We start from the raw sequence: 17160 nt of genomic DNA, 5'->3' as shown, positions 1-17160 counted from the left end.
ACGCTCACTGCCGCGACGGTGCGGCGGATTGATTCGCCCGGTTGCTCGTTCCGCGCGCTTGTGTGGTGTCATCTTTTCAGATTTGTGACACCGACGCAGGCAAAGTGAAGCTGACGGTAGTGCCGACCCCCTGTTCGCTGGTGATTTCCAGCGTTCCGCGATGCCTTTCGACAATGTGTTTGGCGATCGCCAGCCCGAGCCCGGTGCCGCCGAGGCGGCGCGAACGACCCGTGTCGACGCGATAGAAGCGTTCGGTAAGGCGCGGGATATGCTCGGCGGCGATGCCGTCGCCGACATCGGCGATGGCGATGCGCACGACTTCGCCCTGCAAGGCCTTCGCCCGCTCGGCAGTGACGGTGATCGGCGTGCCGGCGCGGCCATATTTGATTGCGTTGGTCATCAGGTTGTGAAGCACCTGAAGCACCTGGTCCTTGTCCGCGATCACCTGCGGCAGCTCGGGCTCGATGGTCATCACGAGCTGGCGCTTGTCCGCCTCCAGCGACACGGCGGAGGTCGTCGCGACGTTTTCGAACAGCGGCGCAAGGTCGATGATCTCGCGCGGGCGGATGTTCTTGTCGAGCTCGATGCGCGACAGCGACATCAGGTCGTCGACGAGCCGCGTCATGCGCGCGGCTTCGTTCGCCATCACGTCGAGAAAGCGTGCACGCGCCGCCGGATCGTTCGCGGCCGGGCCCTGCAGGGTCTCGATGAAGCCGACAAGCGTCGCAAGCGGCGTCCTGAGTTCGTGACTGGCGTTCGCCACGAAGTCGGCACGCATCCGCTCGGCGAGCCGTGCGGGCGACACGTCGGCGAAAGACAGCAACAAGCGCGCGTCCCCCGCAGGCCCTGCGCGCAGGCGAAACACCGTGGAATGCCGCCCGATCCCCTCGATCTCGCGGATCGAATCACGGTTTTGCCGCATTGCCGTCGTCACCGTCTCGATTACGGCGGGATGCCGGATGGCAATGCGGATATCCTCGCCAAGCGCATGGGCGCCGAAGGCGTCCACCGCCTCGGCATTCATGGAGAGAATGCCGAAGTCGCGATCGACAAGCACGGCGGCGTTCTCAAGCGAATCGAGCGTGATCGAGGGCTGCGCATTGTCGGGGCTCGCAGCGCTCTCCTCGGCAGGCCGGGGAAGCGTTCGCGAGGCGCGCGCTGCGAACGCCCCGGCGGCGGCCGCAAGCAGCGCGAGGACGACCGCCCCGAGCACCTCGTGCCACGCAAACGCATAGCCCGCCGCCGCCGCGAGCACGACCGCCGAAGCGACCGCGATCCACCGGTTCCGGCCGGCGCCGTCAGCGTCCAGGGCATCGCCCGCAGATGTCGGCACGTTTTACAACTTTCGCTTTTCCGGTCGCCGTTTACTTCGCAACCCATTAGAAACGCAGCAATGGTATGGTCCTTGCTTCCCATGAGGGCAAGACGGCGTATAGTGTGTATTCGAGGGATTTCGGGACAGGCATATGACAGACGAACGCAAAAGCGACGAGATGGAGCTGGCAGCCGGCAAGGCCTCGCGGCGCGCCCTCCTGCGGCTTGGCGCGGTGGCAGCACCGGCGGTCGTCACGCTGCGTCCCGCATGGGCGACCGGCGGCCATCACGGTGGCGGCGGTGGTGGTGGCGGCGGTGCCACGACATCGCTCGCCATGTGCCAGATCCCGATCGACAAGGTCTGCGACAAGGACGGTAAGAGCTACGACGCCTACGGCTACGACATGTCCTCGGCCGACGACGAAGGCATGGTCGCCTATGGCGGCAGCAGCACGAGCAGCAAGGACAAAGACAAGGGCAAGTGCTACGCTCCCCCGCCGAAGGGCTACTACTACGGTCAGGAACTGATCGACTATCAGGAGTCCGGACGCCTTCCTGACGGCATCTACTCGACGAAGCAGTTCGACGCCCACCTCAAGTACATCAAGAACCTGAAGCCGGGTCAGAGCGGGTTCACCTGCCTCACCTCGCTCGTTCACAAGCTCTGACCGGCAGCACCGACCCGCGTTACCGCGCCGCGGCGCGGGACGCTTATGTCGTGCGCCCGGTCGACGACCTGACGCTCGTCTATCATCGGCCTTCGGGGATGACGCACGTCGTCTCCCCCGCTGTCGTCGCCATCCTCGACCTGCTACACGAGCAAACGCTCGATATCGGGGAGGTTTGCGGCGCGCTTGCACAGCATCATGATCTGGACGGCGAAGGCGACGATATCGCGCGCGTCGTCGGCGCGCGGCTCGACGAGATGGCCGCGATGGACATTATCGACCGCATCACATGATTGCTGATCACTGGCCGTCCCGAACGCTGCGGATCGGCCCGGCGTCCTTCCATCTGCGCTCGCCCTTCCGGCGCGTGATCGACGAGGTGAATGCGCTTTACCGCGACTACCCGGCGGCCACCAACGACGGCATCTACGACTATGCCGTGAACGCCGTGCCTTCGAGCCCCTTGCGGCGGTGGATCAAACCGAACCTCCGCCTCGAATGCGATTTCGAACTCTTCGACACGCTGCCGCTGCCCGTGGACCTTGGGATGCTCGGCCTTGAAATGGGCATGAACCTGCAAATGGCGGTCGGCTACCGCCGGCATGTCGTGGTTCATGCGGCCTCATCCGCTGAAGGCGGCAAGGCGGCGCTGCTGATCGGCGATTCGGGCGCGGGCAAGAGTACGCTGTCGGCGCTGCTCGCTTACCGCGAGGGCTGGCGCCATCTTGGCGACGAGTTCGCACTGCTCGATCTCCACGCGCCGCTGCTGCACCCTTTCCCCCGCCCCATCTCGCTCAAGAACGCCTCAATCGACGCGATGGAAGCGCGCGCACCCGCGGATCGTTTCGGACCAGTGCTCGAAGGCACGGTGAAGGGCACGATCCGGCACCTGCTGCCGCCTGCCGCCGCGATCGACGCGATGCAGACGCCCGCCGAGATCGCACTCGTCGTCGCCCCGCATTTCCGCGAGAACGCCGCGCCCGCGTGGCGACCGATGACGCGGACCGAAACCTATGTGCGCCTCGCCGCCTCCTCGACCAATCAGGCACTGATGGGCGAGGCCGGGTTCGAGGCGGTGTGGCGCTGCCTCGCGCACGCCCCCGCGTTCGATATCATATACGGATCGAGCGATGACGCGCTCGAACTGTTCGAAACGCTGTGGCGCAAGGTGACGGCATGACGCCGCCCGCGATTCTGCACCGCGCGCTCGCGGCGCCCGAATCGATGCGGGGACTCTCCGCCGACGACTGGAACGCCCTCATCCGCGTCGGCCGCGCCGAGCGGCTGCTGGGTACGGTCGCGGCGCGCGCCGCGCCGCTGTGGGACGCACTGCCGGAAGGCGCGCGGACGTGTCTTGCCGAGGAACAAGACCTCACGCGCGGCGATCATCTCGCCGCCGGCTGGGAAATCAACCGCGCCGCGCTGGCGCTCAAAAACGTCGGTTGCCCTGTCATCCTGATGAAGGGCTCCGCCTACCTCCATGCCGGGCTTGCGGCCGCCGAAGGGCGACGCATCGGCGATCTCGACATCCTCGTGCCGCGTGCCGCGCTCCCCGCCGTCGAGGCTGCATTGTTGGCACATGGCTGGATTCAGGCGAAGGAAAACGCCTACGACGACCATTATTACCGCACATGGATGCACGAGCTGCCGCCGATGGTGCACAAGGAGCGCGGCGGCGTGATCGACGTGCATCACACGATCCTGCCGCTCACCGCGCGGCTGAGGCCGGATGCGGGCGCGCTCATTGAAAGCCGCGTGGCGGTAGCGGACGGCCTGTTCGTGCTCGGTCCGGCGGAGATGCTGCTGCACAGCGCCGCACACGTCGCCTACGATGGCGAGTTCGAGGGCGGCACACGCAACCTCTGGGACATTCACTGCCTCGCGAGCGATTTCGCGCGCATCGAAGGTTTTTGGGACGGGCTCGCTGCTGCGGCCGAGCAGCACCAGCTTCGCACCCCGCTGTCACGCGCGCTGCGGCTTGCCCGGCGGCTCTACGGAACGGACGTACCGGAAACGCTGGCCGGCCGCATGGACATCGTCGACAGGCTCGCGCTCCGCAAGCTCCACGGGCGCGACCGCTTCGGGCATCAGGGTGCGAAGCTCAGCGACCGGCTGCTCTACATCCGGGGGCACTGGCTGCGGATGCCGCCGCTGATGCTGGCGCAGCACCTCGCGCGCAAGGCGCTCAGGCGAAAAGCGCAGGCGCAACCCGTCTGAGTGTCGGCACCAGCGCATCGAAATGGTCGATCATCGCGTCGGCGCCGAGCGTGTCCGGCGGCACGTCGCTGTAACCGAAGCTGGTGAGCACCACGGGAACGCCCGCCGCGCGCGACGCTTCCACGTCGGGCCGCGAATCTCCCACGAACGCGGCGCGCGCCGGATCGCCGCCCATCCGTGCCAGCGTTTCGAGCACATGCGCGGGGTCCGGTTTCCTGACCGGCAGACTGTCGCCGCCGAGGATCGCATCGAAAAGATCGCCCCAGCCGAGCGCGTGGATGAGGTCGACGGCCAGCCGTTCGGGCTTGTTTGTGCAGATCGCGAGGCGGGCGCCCGCATCCGCGAGGGCGGCCAGCGACGCTTCGACCCCCTCCCATGGGCGGGAGCCTACGCATACGTTCGCGCCGTAAAACTCCAGGAATACCGGCACGCCTGCATCAAGCATCGCCTCGTCGCCGCCGCCGGTCAGCGCGAGGCCGCGCTCGAGCGTTCGGCGCGCACCGTGGCCCACCATGTGGCGTACGGCTTCGGGGTCCACGGGTGCCCGCCCGAAATGCGCCAGAACGTGGTTCATCGCCGCCGCAAGGTCGGGGGCCGTATCGACGAGCGTGCCGTCGAGGTCGAAAACGATGGAGGGTGCTGTCGGATTCATGCAAGCCTTTTGCCCGGCGTTATGGAAATGGCAATCCCGATATGGCACAGCGGCGCGAGGAATCGCCCTAGGGAATCGATTGAGTCTGTGAGAGTTTCATGAGCCGCCGGCCTGTCGCCGCCATCATCCTCGCCGCCGGAATGGGCACGCGGATGAAATCCGAAACGCACAAGGTGCTGCACCCCATCGGCGGGCGGCCGATGCTGCTGCATCTGATGGCGAGCGTGGACGAGATCACGCCCGAGCGCACCGTCGTCGTCGTGGGCGCGCGGCGCGAGCAGGTGGAAACCGCCGTTGCGGGCACCGGCGCCGTCGTCGTGACACAGGAGCCGCAGCTCGGCACCGCCCATGCCGTGCTGCAGGCGAAGGCCGCGCTGGCCGATTTCGATGGCGACATCCTTGTTCTCTACGGCGACGTCCCCTTCATCGAGAGTGCCACGATGCGCATGATGCTGGCGAAGCTGAACAGCGCGGACGCGCCCGCCGCAGTCGTTCTCGGCTTCCGCGCCGCCGATCCCGGCGCCTATGGCCGCATCGACGCAGACGACGGCCTCATCCGCAAGATGGTCGAGTTCAAGGACGCCTCGCCTGCCGAGCGCGGCATCAACCTTTGCAATTCCGGCCTGCTCGCCGTGCGATCCTCCGATCTCTGGCCGCTCCTCGAACGCGTCGGCAACGACAATGCGGCGGGCGAATACTATCTTCCCGACATCATCATGCTGGCAAAGACCGACGGGCGCGCCTCGCGTGTCGTCGAAACCGCCGAGGCCGAGGTGATGGGCATCAACAGCCGCGCCGAGCTCGCGGTCGCCGAGGCGCGCTTTCAGAACGAGCGGCGCGCCTATTTCATGAAGGAAGGCGTCACGCTCACCGATCCCGGCAGCGTGTTCTTCGCCTTCGACACCGAGATCGCCGCGGACGTGAGCATCGCGCCCAGCGTGGTGTTCGGCCCCGGAGTTTCCGTGGGCGCGGGCACGCGCATCCATGCTTTCTCGCACATCGAAGGCGCGAAGGTCGGCGAAAAGGCGGAAATCGGCCCTTACGCACGCCTTCGGCCCGGTACGGACCTCGCGAAAGGCGTCAAGATCGGGAACTTCGTGGAAACGAAGAAGGCCGTTTTCGCCGAGGGTGCGAAGGCGAACCACCTCTCCTACATCGGCGACGCGACTGTCGGCACAAAGGCCAACATCGGCGCAGGCACGATCACCTGCAACTATGACGGCTTCTTCAAGTACAAGACGGAGATCGGCGCGGGCGCATTCATCGGCTCCAACAGCGCGCTCGTCGCCCCGGTGAAGATCGGGGACGGCGCCATCGTCGGTGCGGGCTCGGTGATGACGAAGGACGTGGAGGCCGACGCGCTCGCAGTGGCGCGCGGTGTTGAGGACAGCAAACCCGGCTGGGCCGCGCGATTCCGCGAGGCAATGACGGCCAAGAAGAAAGCGGCGAAGTAATGTGCGGCATCATCGGCATCCTCGGTAAAGGCGACGTCACCGACCAACTCGTGGCGGGCCTCCGCCGGCTCGAATATCGCGGCTACGATTCGGCGGGCGTCTGCACGATCGTCGACGGGCACTTCGATCGCCGTCGCGCCGAGGGCAAGCTCGACAACCTCGCGAAGAAGCTCGCGCTCGACCCCCTGCCCGGCCACATCGGCATCGCGCACACACGCTGGGCGACGCACGGCGCCCCCACAGAGGACAATGCGCATCCGCACATCGTCGGCGACGTGACGCTCGTTCACAATGGCATCATCGAGAATTTCAAGGAATTGCGCGACGAGCTTTCGGCCGAAGGCCGGACCTTCGCGAGCCAGACCGATACGGAGGTCGTCGCCCACCTCGTCGCGCGCGAGCTTGAGCACGGCAAGGCCCCGATCGAGGCGGTGAAGGCCGTGCTGCCGCGCCTCCACGGCGCGTTTGCGCTCGCCATGATGTTCAAGGGCCACGACAACCTGCTCGTCGGCGCCCGCCTCGGCGCGCCGCTCGTTGTCGGGCTCGGCGAGGGCGAGAACTATCTCGGCTCGGATGCACTGGCGCTCGCGCCGATGACGCAGAAGATCGCTTACCTCGAAGAAGGCGACTGGGCCGTGCTCAGCCGCGAGAAGATCGAGATCTTCGACCGCGACAACAAGCCCGTGGCGCGCGAGGTGACACTGTCGGGCGTCTCCGGCGCGATGATCGACAAGGGCAACCACCGCCACTTCATGCAGAAGGAGATCTTCGAGCAGCCGGTGGTCGTGGCGCAAACGCTGCAGGCTTATCTGAAGCCGCTCGACGGCAAGGTGGCGCTGCCCATCCCAGAATTCGATCTCGCCGAAGTGAAACGCGTCACCATCGTCGCCTGCGGCACCAGCTATTACGCGGGCCTCGTTGCCAAATACTGGTTCGAGAAGTTCGCGCGCGTGCCGGTGGACATCGATGTCGCCTCCGAGTTCCGCTACCGCGAGCCGGTGCTGGAGCCGGGCGGGCTCGCGCTCTTCATCAGCCAGTCGGGCGAAACGGCGGACACGCTCGCCGCGCTCCGCCACTGCCGCGCCGAGGGGCAGAAAATTGCCGTCGTCGTCAACGTGCCGACCAGCTCGATGGCACGCGAGGCCGACCTGCTGCTCCCGACCAATGCCGGCCCGGAGATCGGCGTCGCCTCGACGAAGGCGTTCACCTGCCAGCTTGCCGTGCTCGCAGCGTTTGCTGCGAACCTCGCGCGTGCCAAGGGCAAGATGACCGCCGAGGAGGAACGCGGCATCGTCCAGCACCTCGCCGAAGCTCCCGCCGCGCTCAACGCCGCGCTCGCGCATGACGAGGAGATCGAGAAGATGGCGCCGCTCGTCGCGGTTGCCCGCGATGTGCTCTATCTCGGCCGCGGCCCGGACTATCCGATGGCGCTCGAAGGCGCGCTGAAGCTGAAGGAAATCAGCTACATCCACGCCGAAGGCTATGCCGCGGGCGAGATGAAGCATGGCCCGATCGCGCTCATCGACGACAGCGTTCCCGTCATCGTCATCGCGCCTTCGGGGCCGCTTTTCGAAAAGACCGTCAGCAACATGCAGGAAGTCGCCGCGCGCGGTGGCCGCATCGTGCTGATCTCGGACGCGGTGGGCATCGCCAAGGCCGGCGACGGCGCGGTCGCGACGATCGAGATGCCGGACTGCCACCCGCTGATCCAGCCGCTCGTTTACGCGGTGCCGGTGCAGCTGCTCGCCTACCACGTCGCCGTGGCGAAAGGCACGGACGTCGACCAGCCGCGCAACCTCGCCAAATCCGTTACGGTCGAGTGAGCATACGCCCGGCGCGGAGCGACGATCACGACGCCATCTGGTCCATCATCGGACCCATATTCGCCGCCGGTGAGACCTATGTCGTTCCGCGCGACTGGAGCCGGGATCAGGCGCTCACCTACTGGTTCTCGCCCGTGCACCACGTCTTCGTCTACGAGGATGAAGGCGAAGTGCTCGGCACCTACTACCTGCGCGCGAACCAGCAGGGCGGCGGCGCGCACGTCGCGAACTGCGGCTACATGACCGCCCCAGGCGCCACAGGCCGGGGGCTCGCGGCGCGCATGTGCGAACATTCACTGGAAGCCGCGCGGCAGGCCGGCTTCCGCGCCATGCAGTTCAACTTCGTCGTCAGCACGAACGTGCGTGCGGTTGCACTTTGGGAGCGCATGGGCTTTTCCATCGTCGGACGCCTGCCCCGTGCCTTCGATCACCCGTCGGAGGGCGAGGTCGACGCTTTCGTCATGCACCGCTTTCTCTGAGTTTTCGCCATGCACCTGAACCACGATCCCACTGCACCCGCCGCCGATGCCATCGACTTCGAGCAGTTTCTCGCAGTCGATATCCGCGTCGGCACCATCGTAGAGGCCGCGCCTTACCCCGAAGCGCGCAAGCCTTCAATCAAGCTGCTGATCGACTTCGGTCCCGTGATCGGCCGCAAGCGATCATCGGCGCAGATCACTGCGCATTACACGCCCGAAGGCCTTATCGGCCGGCAGGTCGCTGCTGTCGTCAACTTCCCGCCCCGCCAGATCGGCAAGTTCGTGTCGGAAGTGCTGACACTCGGCTTCCCGGACGATACCGGCGAGGTCGTCCTGCTCACACCGGCGCAAAACGTGCCGAATGGCGGGCGGCTGTTTTAGGCGTCGTCGCCGACGATATCCCGCAACAACTGTTCCAGCGCCGCGATCTGGAACGGCTTGCTCACAAGCCGCGCGTCGCAGTGCGCTTCCGGCAACATCGACGCACCATCGTAACCCGTTGCGAACACGAACGGCACGCCGCGCGTCTTGAGCACATCCGCGACGGCCCAGCTCATCTCGCCATCGAGGTTCACATCAAGGAGCGCGATATGGGCGTCCGTCGTCTCGGCAAGCGCGAGCGCCTCCTCAAGCCGGGTGGCCGGGCCCTGCATCTCCCAGTCCATGTCCTCGAACAGCGTTTCGAGCGACATGGCGACGAGGGGCGAATCCTCTACAAGCAGAATCTTGCGCCGGGCAGGTATGTCCTGGGGCGCCGTTGCGACCGTTGTCATCTCACCCTACCTTCCCCCGTAGACGTTGCCGGATGTGTCCGCCAATCGCTACACAGCCGTAATCTACCGCCACAAAGGGCCGGACCGCAAATATGAACGCATACGACTATGACCTCTTCGTCATCGGCGCCGGTTCCGGCGGGGTGCGCGCGGCGCGGATTTCCGCGGGCTACGGCGCGCGCGTGGCCATCGCAGAGGAGTACCGCGTCGGCGGCACGTGTGTGATTCGCGGCTGCGTGCCGAAGAAGCTGCTCGTCTACGGCGCGCATTTTGCCGAAGACCTTGAAGATGCGCGCAACTTTGGCTGGACGGTGGAAGCGAAGCGTTTCGACTGGGCGACGCTGCGCGACAACGTGCTTTCGGAGGTCGACCGGCTCAACAAGGCCTATATCTCGACGCTCGAGAGCCAGAAGGTGACGATCCTCCACGGCCGCGCCGTGCTGGAGGACGCGCACACGGTGCGGATCGGCGACAAGACCGTCACCGCCGACAAGATCCTGATCGCAACAGGTGCGCGGCCGGGCTTCCCTGACTGCGAAGGCGCCGAGTACGGCATCACCTCGAACGAGGTGTTCCACCTGGAGGCGCTGCCGAAGCGCGTGGTGATCGCCGGCGGCGGTTATATCGCCAACGAATTCGCAGGTATCTTCAATGCATTCGGCGTGAAGGTGACGCTGCTGCTGCGCGGTGACCGGCTGCTACGCGAATACGACCAGCAGCTTGCTGAGCGCTTGCAGGCGATCAGCACCGCGAAGGGCATCGACTTCCGCTTCAACGCGCCGTTCCGCAAGGTGGAGAAGCAGGCGGATGGCAGCCTCCTCGTCCACGCCGGGAAGGACGCGCCGATCGAGACGGACCTCCTTATCTATGCGGTCGGCCGGCCGCCAAACAGCGCCGGGCTGGGCCTTGAGGCGATCGGCGTTCAACTTGCCGAAAACGGCGCAATCAAGGTCGATGCGGACAGCCGCACCACTGTCGAGAACATCTACGCCGTCGGCGACGTGACCGACCGTGTGCAGTTGACCCCGGTCGCGATCCGCGAGGGACACGCGTTTGCCGACACCGTGTTCGGCGGCAAGCCGTGGCGGGTCGACCATAGCTGCATCCCGTCCGCCGTGTTCAGCCATCCGCCGATCGCCGCGGTGGGCCTCACAGAATCGCAGGCGCGCAATGCCTATGGTTCGGTGCGCGTCTATGCCTCGGACTTCCGGCCGATGAAGAACGTGCTGGCGGGCCGCACGGAGCGGTCGCTTTACAAGCTTGTCGTCGACGACGCTTCCGGCCGTATCCTCGGCGCGCACATCATTGGGCCGGAGGCGGCCGAGATCATGCAGCCGCTCGCGATTGCCGTGAAGGCCGGGCTCACCAAGGCGCAGCTTGATGAAACCGTGGCCGTTCACCCGACGATGGCGGAAGAACTCGTCTTGATGCGTTAGATGGCGAGCGCGTGATTGGGGTCGACGACGGCCTCGATCATGCGGTCGACCTCGCTGTGCGCGATGCGCAGCTGGCCGTCGATGAGCAGCATGGACAGGCCGTGCACCAGCGACCAGGCGCGCAGCGCCGCCTTGCGCCGCATCGCGGACGAGAAGCGCGGGCCCGCGAGGCGGGCGACGGCATCCTCGATGTTGGCGGTGAGCGGCTCGATCGCGAACATCAGCGCGGCATCGCGGCTGGAATCGATCTGGTCGCTGAACATCAGGCGGAACAGCGCGGGATTGCGGACCGCGAAGCGGACATAGGCGCGTCCCATGTCGGCGAAGCGCACCGGCGTCACCACAGCGTTTGAGACCGGCTCGATCTGCACGGCGGTGAGGCGCTTGAAACCCTCAATAGCCATCGCAGTGAGCAGTGCCTCTTTCGAGGTATAGTGACGGTAGACGGCCGCGGGGCTCACACCCACCTCGCGCGCGACTTCGCGCAGCGCAAGCTCGGCACAACCGCGCCGTTCCAGAAGCTCCAGACCGGCGTTCAGCAGCGCCTCCTGAAGGTTGCCGTGATGGTAGCTGCTTGGTGCCTTGCGTTCAAAAACCGGCGACTGTTTCAGCATCGGAGTTTTCCCTCGTCCCCCCGGAACATGTGAACAATGTACGCATCAATGATTAATATCAAGTGCATTCATTGTCTTAGCCTCATCTTTTGCGATGAATTGTTACAAGAGCGTTAACCATGATGGAAAAATGTCTGCCGCAAATGGCTTGGCGTAAGCATCCGATCCCCAAGAAAGCATTGCTTGCGCTCCTTGAAGTCACACGCCAAAAGGCGCGCGATGAAGACGTCCGAGCGATCCTGGGCCCCGGCCAGCTGGCGCAATTCCGAAGCGCGGCAGCTTCCCACCTATCCGGACGCGGCAGCGCTTGCGGCCGTGGAAGGCGAGCTTTCGAGCTATCCGCCGCTCGTCTTCGCGGGCGAGGCACGCGTGCTCGAAGCGCAGCTTGCCGATGTTGCGGCGGGCAAGGCTTTCCTGCTCCAAGGCGGCGACTGCGCGGAGAGCTTCGCGGAGTTCCACCCGAACCACATCCGCGACACGTTCCGCGTGCTTCTGCAGATGGCGGTGGTGCTGACCTTCGCGAGCCGGATGCCGGTGGTGAAGGTGGGCCGCCTCGCCGGCCAGTTCGCCAAGCCCCGCTCGACGGACATGGAAGAACTGAACGGTGTCTCGCTGCCGAGCTATCGCGGCGATATCATCAACGACATCAACTTCGAAAGCGCGGCGCGCGAACCGAACCCGCAGCGTATGCTTCGCGCCTACATGCAGTCGGCAGCGACGCTCAACCTGCTGCGCGCCTTCGCGCAGGGCGGCTTTGCGAACCTGCATCAGGTCCACAAGTGGAACCTCGATTTCGTCGGCCGCTCGCCGTGGGCGGAGAAATACAAGGACGTCGCCGACCGCATCGGCGACGCGCTCGCCTTCATGGAAGCGTGCGGCATCAGCCCGGAAACAGTTCCGCAGCTGAAGGGCACCGATTTCTACACCAGCCACGAGGCGCTGCTGCTCGGCTACGAGCAGGCGATGACGCGGCAGGATTCGCTCACCGGCCGCTGGTACGACACCAGCGCGCACATGCTGTGGGTGGGCGACCGCACACGCTTCGAGGGCTCGGCGCACATCGAGTTCCTGCGCGGCGTCGGCAACCCGCTTGGCCTCAAGGCCGGCCCGAGCCTGCAGCCGGACGCGCTCATCCGCCTGATCGACACGCTGAACCCGGAAAACGTGCCGGGGCGCATCACCATCATCAGCCGCTTCGGCCACGACAAGGTGGAAGCCGGCCTGCCGCCGCTCGTCCGCGCCGTGAAGCGCGAAGGGCGCCATGTCGTCTGGTCGTGCGACCCGATGCACGGCAACACGATCAAGTCGGGCAGCGGCTACAAGACGCGGCCCTTTGACCGCATCCTCGCCGAGGTGCGCGGCTTCTTCGCGGTGCACCGCGCCGAAGGCACGCACGCGGGCGGCATCCACGCCGAGATGACCGGCCAGAACGTCACCGAATGCACCGGCGGCGCGATGGCGATCACCGACGAGGCGCTCGCAGACCGCTACCACACACACTGCGACCCGCGCCTCAACGCCGGCCAGAGCCTCGAACTCGCATTCCTGCTCGCCGAATGCATCAAGGCCGAGGTTGATCTCGCCGCGCGGAACCAGGCAGCCGCCTAGGAACCTGCCCCTCACCTTTCCGCCCGCTTGCGAAGCGGAGCTGAATAAGAGATCGTCTGCCCCTTCCAAGGGGGAGGGATAATCATGCCGATCGAACTCTATCTGCTGGGCGCTGCCGTGGTGCTGGGCCTTGTCCACATCCTGTGGGCCGTGAACGTGAAGACCGCGCAGTACGGCATCGAATGGAACATGGGCGCGCGCGATGCCGAGATGCCGCCGCTGAAGCCGCTCGCGGGGCGGCTGGCGCGGGCGCAGGCGAACTTCTTCGAGACTTTCCCGCTGTTCGCCGCAGTGCTGCTCGCGGCGATCGCAGCGGACCGGCTCGGCTGGAAGACCGAGCTTGGCGCGCACCTCTATTTCTGGGCGCGTCTGATCTACCTGCCGCTTTACGCTGCGGGCATCCCAAAGCTGCGAACGCTGGTGTGGCTCACCTCGCTGGCGGGTGTGGTGCTGGTACTCTCGGCACTGCTGCTGGGCTAGCGGCACCGTCCCGAAACGGGACGAAGTAGAGGAAGTAGAGGCCCCCGCGCGGAAATCCGATTCCGCCGCAGGGACGCGCTTACGCACTATCGGGAGGGAATGACCAGCCATCGCCTTTGGCTGGCACAGGTTTTCCTATTTCGAAAGCGGCACTACTTCCGCTGCGGCCAGCACTTCTCGCAGCGGCGCCAGCATTTGATGTTCGGCATTACATCGGAGGGCTTCACGCCCGGCGGCGGGTTGAGGCCGATCAGGATTTCGGGGGCGAGACCTTCGGGCGCAGCGCTCTTGTGGCAGAAGAGGCAGCGCTGGCGATAGATTTGCGGGGTGAGCGTCTGCTGCGATTGATGCGGCATCGCGGCGACGGGGGACGAGAGCGCCGCGAACACGCCGAGCGCCAGAAGACGCAAACGGTACTTCCACATCACGGGCACCTCCAGAGACGGGATACTCTGCCCCGGAAGAGAAACTTGTCAACCGTCCTAAATTGATGCCCTACCCCTCGTCGCCCATGCGGAGCGCAGCGATGAAGGCTTCCTGCGGAATGCTGACCGAGCCGTACTCGCGCATCCGCTTCTTGCCTTCCTTCTGCTTGTCGAGAAGCTTGCGCTTGCGGCTGATGTCACCGCCGTAGCACTTGGCGGTGACGTCCTTGCGGAGCGCCGCGATCGTCTCGCGCGCGATCACCTTGCCGCCGATCGCCGCCTGGATCGGGATCTTGAACAGGTGGCGGGGAATGAGATCCTTCAACCGCTCGCACATGTGGCGGCCGCGCGCTTCCGCCGCACCGCGGTGGACGATCATGCTGAGCGCATCGACAGGCTCGTTGTTGACAAGGATCGACATCTTGACGAGGTCGCCCTCGCGGTAGCCGATCTGGTGATAATCGAAGCTCGCGTAGCCGCGGCTGATCGACTTCAGCCGGTCGTAGAAGTCGAACACCACTTCGTTCAGGGGCAACTCGTAGGTGATCTGCGCGCGGCCGCCCACGTATGTGAGGTTCTTCTGGATGCCGCGCCGATCCTGACACAGCTTCAGGAGCGAACCGAGATACTCGTCGGGCACGTAGATCACCGCCTCGATCCACGGCTCCTCGACGAAATCGATCTTCACCACGTCCGGATAATCGGCGGGGTTGTGCAGTTCCTGCGTCGTCCCGTCCGTCATGTGCATTCGGTAGACGACCGAGGGCGCGGTGGTGATGAGATCGAGGTCGTACTCGCGGGTCAGCCGTTCCTGAATGATCTCCAGGTGCAGGAGACCGAGGAAGCCGCAGCGGAAGCCGAAGCCCAGCGCCGCCGACGTTTCCATCTCGAAGCTGAACGAGGCGTCGTTGAGGCGCAGCTTCGAAATGCTGTCGCGCAGCTTTTCGAAATCCGCCGCGTCAACCGGGAACAGACCGCAGAACACAACGGGCTGCACTTCCTTGAAGCCGGGGAGCGCAGCCTTCGCCGGGTTCTTCACGGTCGTGATGGTGTCGCCGACGCGGGTTTCGGAAATGTCCTTGATCTGCGCGGTGATGAAGCCGATCTCGCCCGCCGCGATCTCGTCCAGCGTCTCGATCTTGGGGCGCATACAGCCGACGCGGTCGATCAGGTGCTCGGTGCCGCCGGCCATGAACTTGATGTTCAGCCCCTTGCGGATGACACCGTTCACCACGCGCACGAGGATGACGACGCCGAGGTACGGATCGTACCAGCTATCGACCAGCATCGCTTCGAGCGGGGCATTACGGTCGCCCTTGGGCGGCGGGATCTTGTTCACGACGGCTTCGAGCACATCATCGATACCGATGCCGGACTTGGCGCTGGCGAGCACGGCCTCCGACGCATCGAGGCCGATGATGTCCTCGATCTCCGCCTTCACCTTCTCCGGGTCGGCGGCAGGCAGATCGATCTTGTTGATGACGGGGACGATCTCGTGATCGTGCTCGATCGACTGGTAGACGTTCGCCAGCGTCTGCGCCTCGACGCCCTGCGCGGCATCCACCACGAGCAGCGCGCCTTCGCACGCAGCGAGACTGCGGGAGACTTCGTAGGCGAAATCGACATGGCCCGGCGTGTCCATGAGGTTCAGTGTGTATGTCTCGCCGTTCTTCGCCGTGTATTCGAGGCGCACGGTCTGCGCCTTGATGGTGATGCCGCGCTCGCGCTCGATATCCATGTTGTCCAGCACCTGCTCCGACATCTCGCGGTCGGTGAGCCCGCCGGTGCGCTGGATGAGGCGATCGGCCAGCGTCGACTTGCCGTGGTCGATGTGGGCGATGATCGAGAAATTACGGATGTGCGCGAGATCAGTCATGGGAGGGCCAATTAGGGATGCGCGCGGGTTTGGGCAAGCTGACAGCCGCCCAAGTGTCGCCAAATCTTACAATTCATTGATGAGAAAGCAGTTTCCTTAGAGCTCTCAACAAAAAAAACATTTGTTTTCAATGTGAAAATCCTAACGAGGCGTTCTGGCACGTGTCCTGCTTAGGGACATTCGGCTGCAAAGTCTCCCGGCTGCCAATTGGTCGGGACGTTGCTCAACGATGAAATGTAGGGGATTTTATGCGTAATCTTACGAGTGCAGTGCTTACTGCGTGTGCCACGATTGCCATTTCGGCGGGTGCTCAGGCTGCGACGCTGAGCCACAACGGCCTCACCATGGGCGTCAACAACTACGGCGGCCTGGGTTCGGGCGGCGTCGGCTTTGCGCTGAACGGCACGGATGCCATCACGCCGGGCTGCCTTTGCGAAGGCTGGGGCGTTGCGAGCAACGGCGCCGGTTCTTACACGTATGGCAACGGCAGCACGAACTTTACTTCGGGCGCGCTTTCGGATGTAACCTCGAACACTGGCAAATCGACGGTCACGACCTCGGGCGGCCTCAATGTCACGCACAGCTATTCGCCGGTCGACGGCCAGAAGCTGTTCCGTATCGACATCACGATCAAGAACGACTCCGCGGCCGTCGCCAACGATGTGCGCTATGGGCGTACGCTCGACTGGGACGTGACCCCCGGATATTTCGACAACAACTTCACCACGGTTTACGGCGGAACACCGACCGGCCCGGGCGGCAAGGTGCTCCACACCTCCACCAATCCGTTCGATACGCCGAACCCGATGTTCACGCGCTCGCAGGAAGCGAACACCAACGTTTCCAATTCCATCGGCGACAAGGGTAGCTACTTCATTTTCAGCTTCGGCGACCTCGGGATTGGCGAAGAACTGACGTTCACGACGTTCATCGGCGCGGACACGAGTGCAGCCGGTCTGCTCGCAGCGTTCACCGCTGTCGGCATTGAAGCCTACTCGTACACGACCGGCCGTGGCGGCGAAAACGCCTTCGGCTATGGCTTCACGGGTCTCGACCTGCCGCCGATCGGTGGCGGTGACGTGCCGGAACCGGCCGCGCTCGCGCTGTTCGGCCTCGGCATCGTCGGCGTCGCCGCCGCGCGTCGTCGCCGCAAAGCCTAAACCTTATAGTCTCGTCACGTGAAAGGGGTCGTCCGAAAGGGCGGCCCCTTCTTCATGTCTGAAGCTCGCACACGGCACTTGTCGCCTATTTTTACACTTTGAAAGTGCTCGCAAACCAGGCGAGGATAAATATTCAATCCGTTCAGAATATTAGCGTTCTCCAGCCGAAATGGCACGGGTT

The 17160-nt window shown here is 64.9% G+C and carries 18 protein-coding genes; 12 read left to right on the top strand and 6 right to left on the bottom strand.

All coding sequences use genetic code 11. The annotated features are described in order from the left end of the window. Window positions 1-76: 76 nt before the first annotated feature. Window positions 77-1333: a sensor histidine kinase gene (locus ACFQ00_RS05140; protein WP_381487158.1), complete on the bottom strand. Its 1257-nt coding sequence runs from the start codon at window positions 1331-1333 to the stop codon at window positions 77-79. Window positions 1334-1466: 133 nt separating this feature from the next. On the opposite strand from ACFQ00_RS05140, the gene ACFQ00_RS05135 reads away from it, so the two are divergent. The 4 genes from ACFQ00_RS05135 to ACFQ00_RS05120 are packed head-to-tail and all read left to right on the top strand — an operon-like array spanning window position 1467 to window position 4199. Beyond that, window positions 1467-1982: a hypothetical protein gene (locus ACFQ00_RS05135; RefSeq protein ID WP_381487155.1), complete on the top strand. Its 516-nt coding sequence runs from the start codon at window positions 1467-1469 to the stop codon at window positions 1980-1982. A 50-nt stretch (window positions 1983-2032) separates the two neighbouring features. After that, window positions 2033-2275, top strand: coding sequence for an HPr-rel-A system PqqD family peptide chaperone (locus tag ACFQ00_RS05130; RefSeq protein WP_381487153.1), 243 nt, complete (start codon window positions 2033-2035; stop codon window positions 2273-2275). Then, window positions 2272-3162 (top strand): HprK-related kinase A, encoded by an 891-nt coding sequence (locus ACFQ00_RS05125; RefSeq protein ID WP_381487149.1) that lies wholly within the window; start codon window positions 2272-2274, stop codon window positions 3160-3162. Before ACFQ00_RS05130 ends, ACFQ00_RS05125 begins: the two co-directional genes overlap by 4 nt. Beyond that, entirely contained in the window at window positions 3159-4199 is a 1041-nt protein-coding gene (locus ACFQ00_RS05120) for a nucleotidyltransferase domain-containing protein (RefSeq protein ID WP_381487147.1), read from the top strand. Before ACFQ00_RS05125 ends, ACFQ00_RS05120 begins: the two co-directional genes overlap by 4 nt. Here ACFQ00_RS05120 and gph read toward each other — a convergent pair. Further along, a complete protein-coding gene (gph, locus tag ACFQ00_RS05115; protein WP_381487144.1) occupies window positions 4168-4851 on the bottom strand; it encodes a phosphoglycolate phosphatase in 684 nt (227 codons plus the stop codon). The genes ACFQ00_RS05120 and gph overlap by 32 nt on opposite strands. Window positions 4852-4949: 98 nt before the next feature. On the opposite strand from gph, the gene glmU reads away from it, so the two are divergent. The 4 genes from glmU to ACFQ00_RS05095 are packed head-to-tail and all read left to right on the top strand — an operon-like array spanning window position 4950 to window position 8988. Next, entirely contained in the window at window positions 4950-6305 is a 1356-nt protein-coding gene (gene glmU, locus ACFQ00_RS05110) for a bifunctional UDP-N-acetylglucosamine diphosphorylase/glucosamine-1-phosphate N-acetyltransferase GlmU (protein WP_381487141.1), read from the top strand. After that, window positions 6305-8128, top strand: coding sequence for a glutamine--fructose-6-phosphate transaminase (isomerizing) (gene glmS, locus ACFQ00_RS05105; RefSeq protein ID WP_381487138.1), 1824 nt, complete (start codon window positions 6305-6307; stop codon window positions 8126-8128). Before glmU ends, glmS begins: the two co-directional genes overlap by 1 nt. Further along, complete coding sequence (locus ACFQ00_RS05100) at window positions 8125-8607, top strand: GNAT family N-acetyltransferase (protein WP_381487135.1); 483 nt, start codon at window positions 8125-8127, stop codon at window positions 8605-8607. The genes glmS and ACFQ00_RS05100 overlap by 4 nt, the downstream gene beginning before the upstream one ends. Before the next feature lie 9 nt (window positions 8608-8616). Further along, a complete protein-coding gene (locus ACFQ00_RS05095; protein ID WP_381487132.1) occupies window positions 8617-8988 on the top strand; it encodes a tRNA-binding protein in 372 nt (123 codons plus the stop codon). Here ACFQ00_RS05095 and ACFQ00_RS05090 read toward each other — a convergent pair. Then, window positions 8985-9380 carry a response regulator gene (locus tag ACFQ00_RS05090; protein ID WP_381487129.1) on the bottom strand — a complete coding sequence of 132 codons (396 nt, stop codon included), beginning with the start codon at window positions 9378-9380 and terminating at the stop codon, window positions 8985-8987. The two genes, ACFQ00_RS05095 and ACFQ00_RS05090, sit on opposite strands and share 4 nt — an antisense overlap. A gap of 92 nt (window positions 9381-9472) precedes the next feature. On the opposite strand from ACFQ00_RS05090, the gene gor reads away from it, so the two are divergent. Next, complete coding sequence (gene gor, locus ACFQ00_RS05085) at window positions 9473-10816, top strand: glutathione-disulfide reductase (RefSeq protein WP_381487126.1); 1344 nt, start codon at window positions 9473-9475, stop codon at window positions 10814-10816. Here the strand turns inward: gor and ACFQ00_RS05080 are convergent. After that, window positions 10813-11430: a TetR/AcrR family transcriptional regulator gene (locus ACFQ00_RS05080; protein WP_374594312.1), complete on the bottom strand. Its 618-nt coding sequence runs from the start codon at window positions 11428-11430 to the stop codon at window positions 10813-10815. The genes gor and ACFQ00_RS05080 overlap by 4 nt on opposite strands. A 219-nt stretch (window positions 11431-11649) precedes the next feature. On the opposite strand from ACFQ00_RS05080, the gene ACFQ00_RS05075 reads away from it, so the two are divergent. Beyond that, window positions 11650-13038 carry a class II 3-deoxy-7-phosphoheptulonate synthase gene (locus ACFQ00_RS05075; RefSeq protein WP_381487122.1) on the top strand — a complete coding sequence of 463 codons (1389 nt, stop codon included), beginning with the start codon at window positions 11650-11652 and terminating at the stop codon, window positions 13036-13038. Window positions 13039-13122: 84 nt separating this feature from the next. Further along, window positions 13123-13518, top strand: a complete 396-nt coding sequence (locus tag ACFQ00_RS05070; RefSeq protein WP_381487119.1) for an MAPEG family protein — start codon at window positions 13123-13125, stop codon at window positions 13516-13518. A gap of 152 nt (window positions 13519-13670) precedes the next feature. On the opposite strand, the gene ACFQ00_RS05065 is transcribed toward ACFQ00_RS05070, so the two are convergent. Both ACFQ00_RS05065 and lepA read right to left on the bottom strand, forming a co-directional pair. After that, window positions 13671-13943 (bottom strand): hypothetical protein, encoded by a 273-nt coding sequence (locus ACFQ00_RS05065; protein ID WP_381487116.1) that lies wholly within the window; start codon window positions 13941-13943, stop codon window positions 13671-13673. 70 nt (window positions 13944-14013) lie between these two features. After that, window positions 14014-15819, bottom strand: a complete 1806-nt coding sequence (lepA, locus tag ACFQ00_RS05060; protein WP_381487114.1) for a translation elongation factor 4 — start codon at window positions 15817-15819, stop codon at window positions 14014-14016. 248 nt (window positions 15820-16067) lie between these two features. Here lepA and ACFQ00_RS05055 point away from each other — a divergent pair, with 248 nt between their 5' ends. Beyond that, window positions 16068-16979, top strand: a complete 912-nt coding sequence (locus ACFQ00_RS05055; protein WP_381487111.1) for a PEP-CTERM sorting domain-containing protein — start codon at window positions 16068-16070, stop codon at window positions 16977-16979. Window positions 16980-17160 lie beyond the last annotated feature (181 nt).

It is taken from the genome of Sphingosinicella xenopeptidilytica (assembly GCF_042676985.1).
Taxonomy (GTDB): Bacteria; Pseudomonadota; Alphaproteobacteria; order Sphingomonadales; family Sphingomonadaceae; genus Sphingosinicella; species Sphingosinicella xenopeptidilytica.
This window is presented reverse-complemented; position numbering and strand designations above follow the sequence as displayed.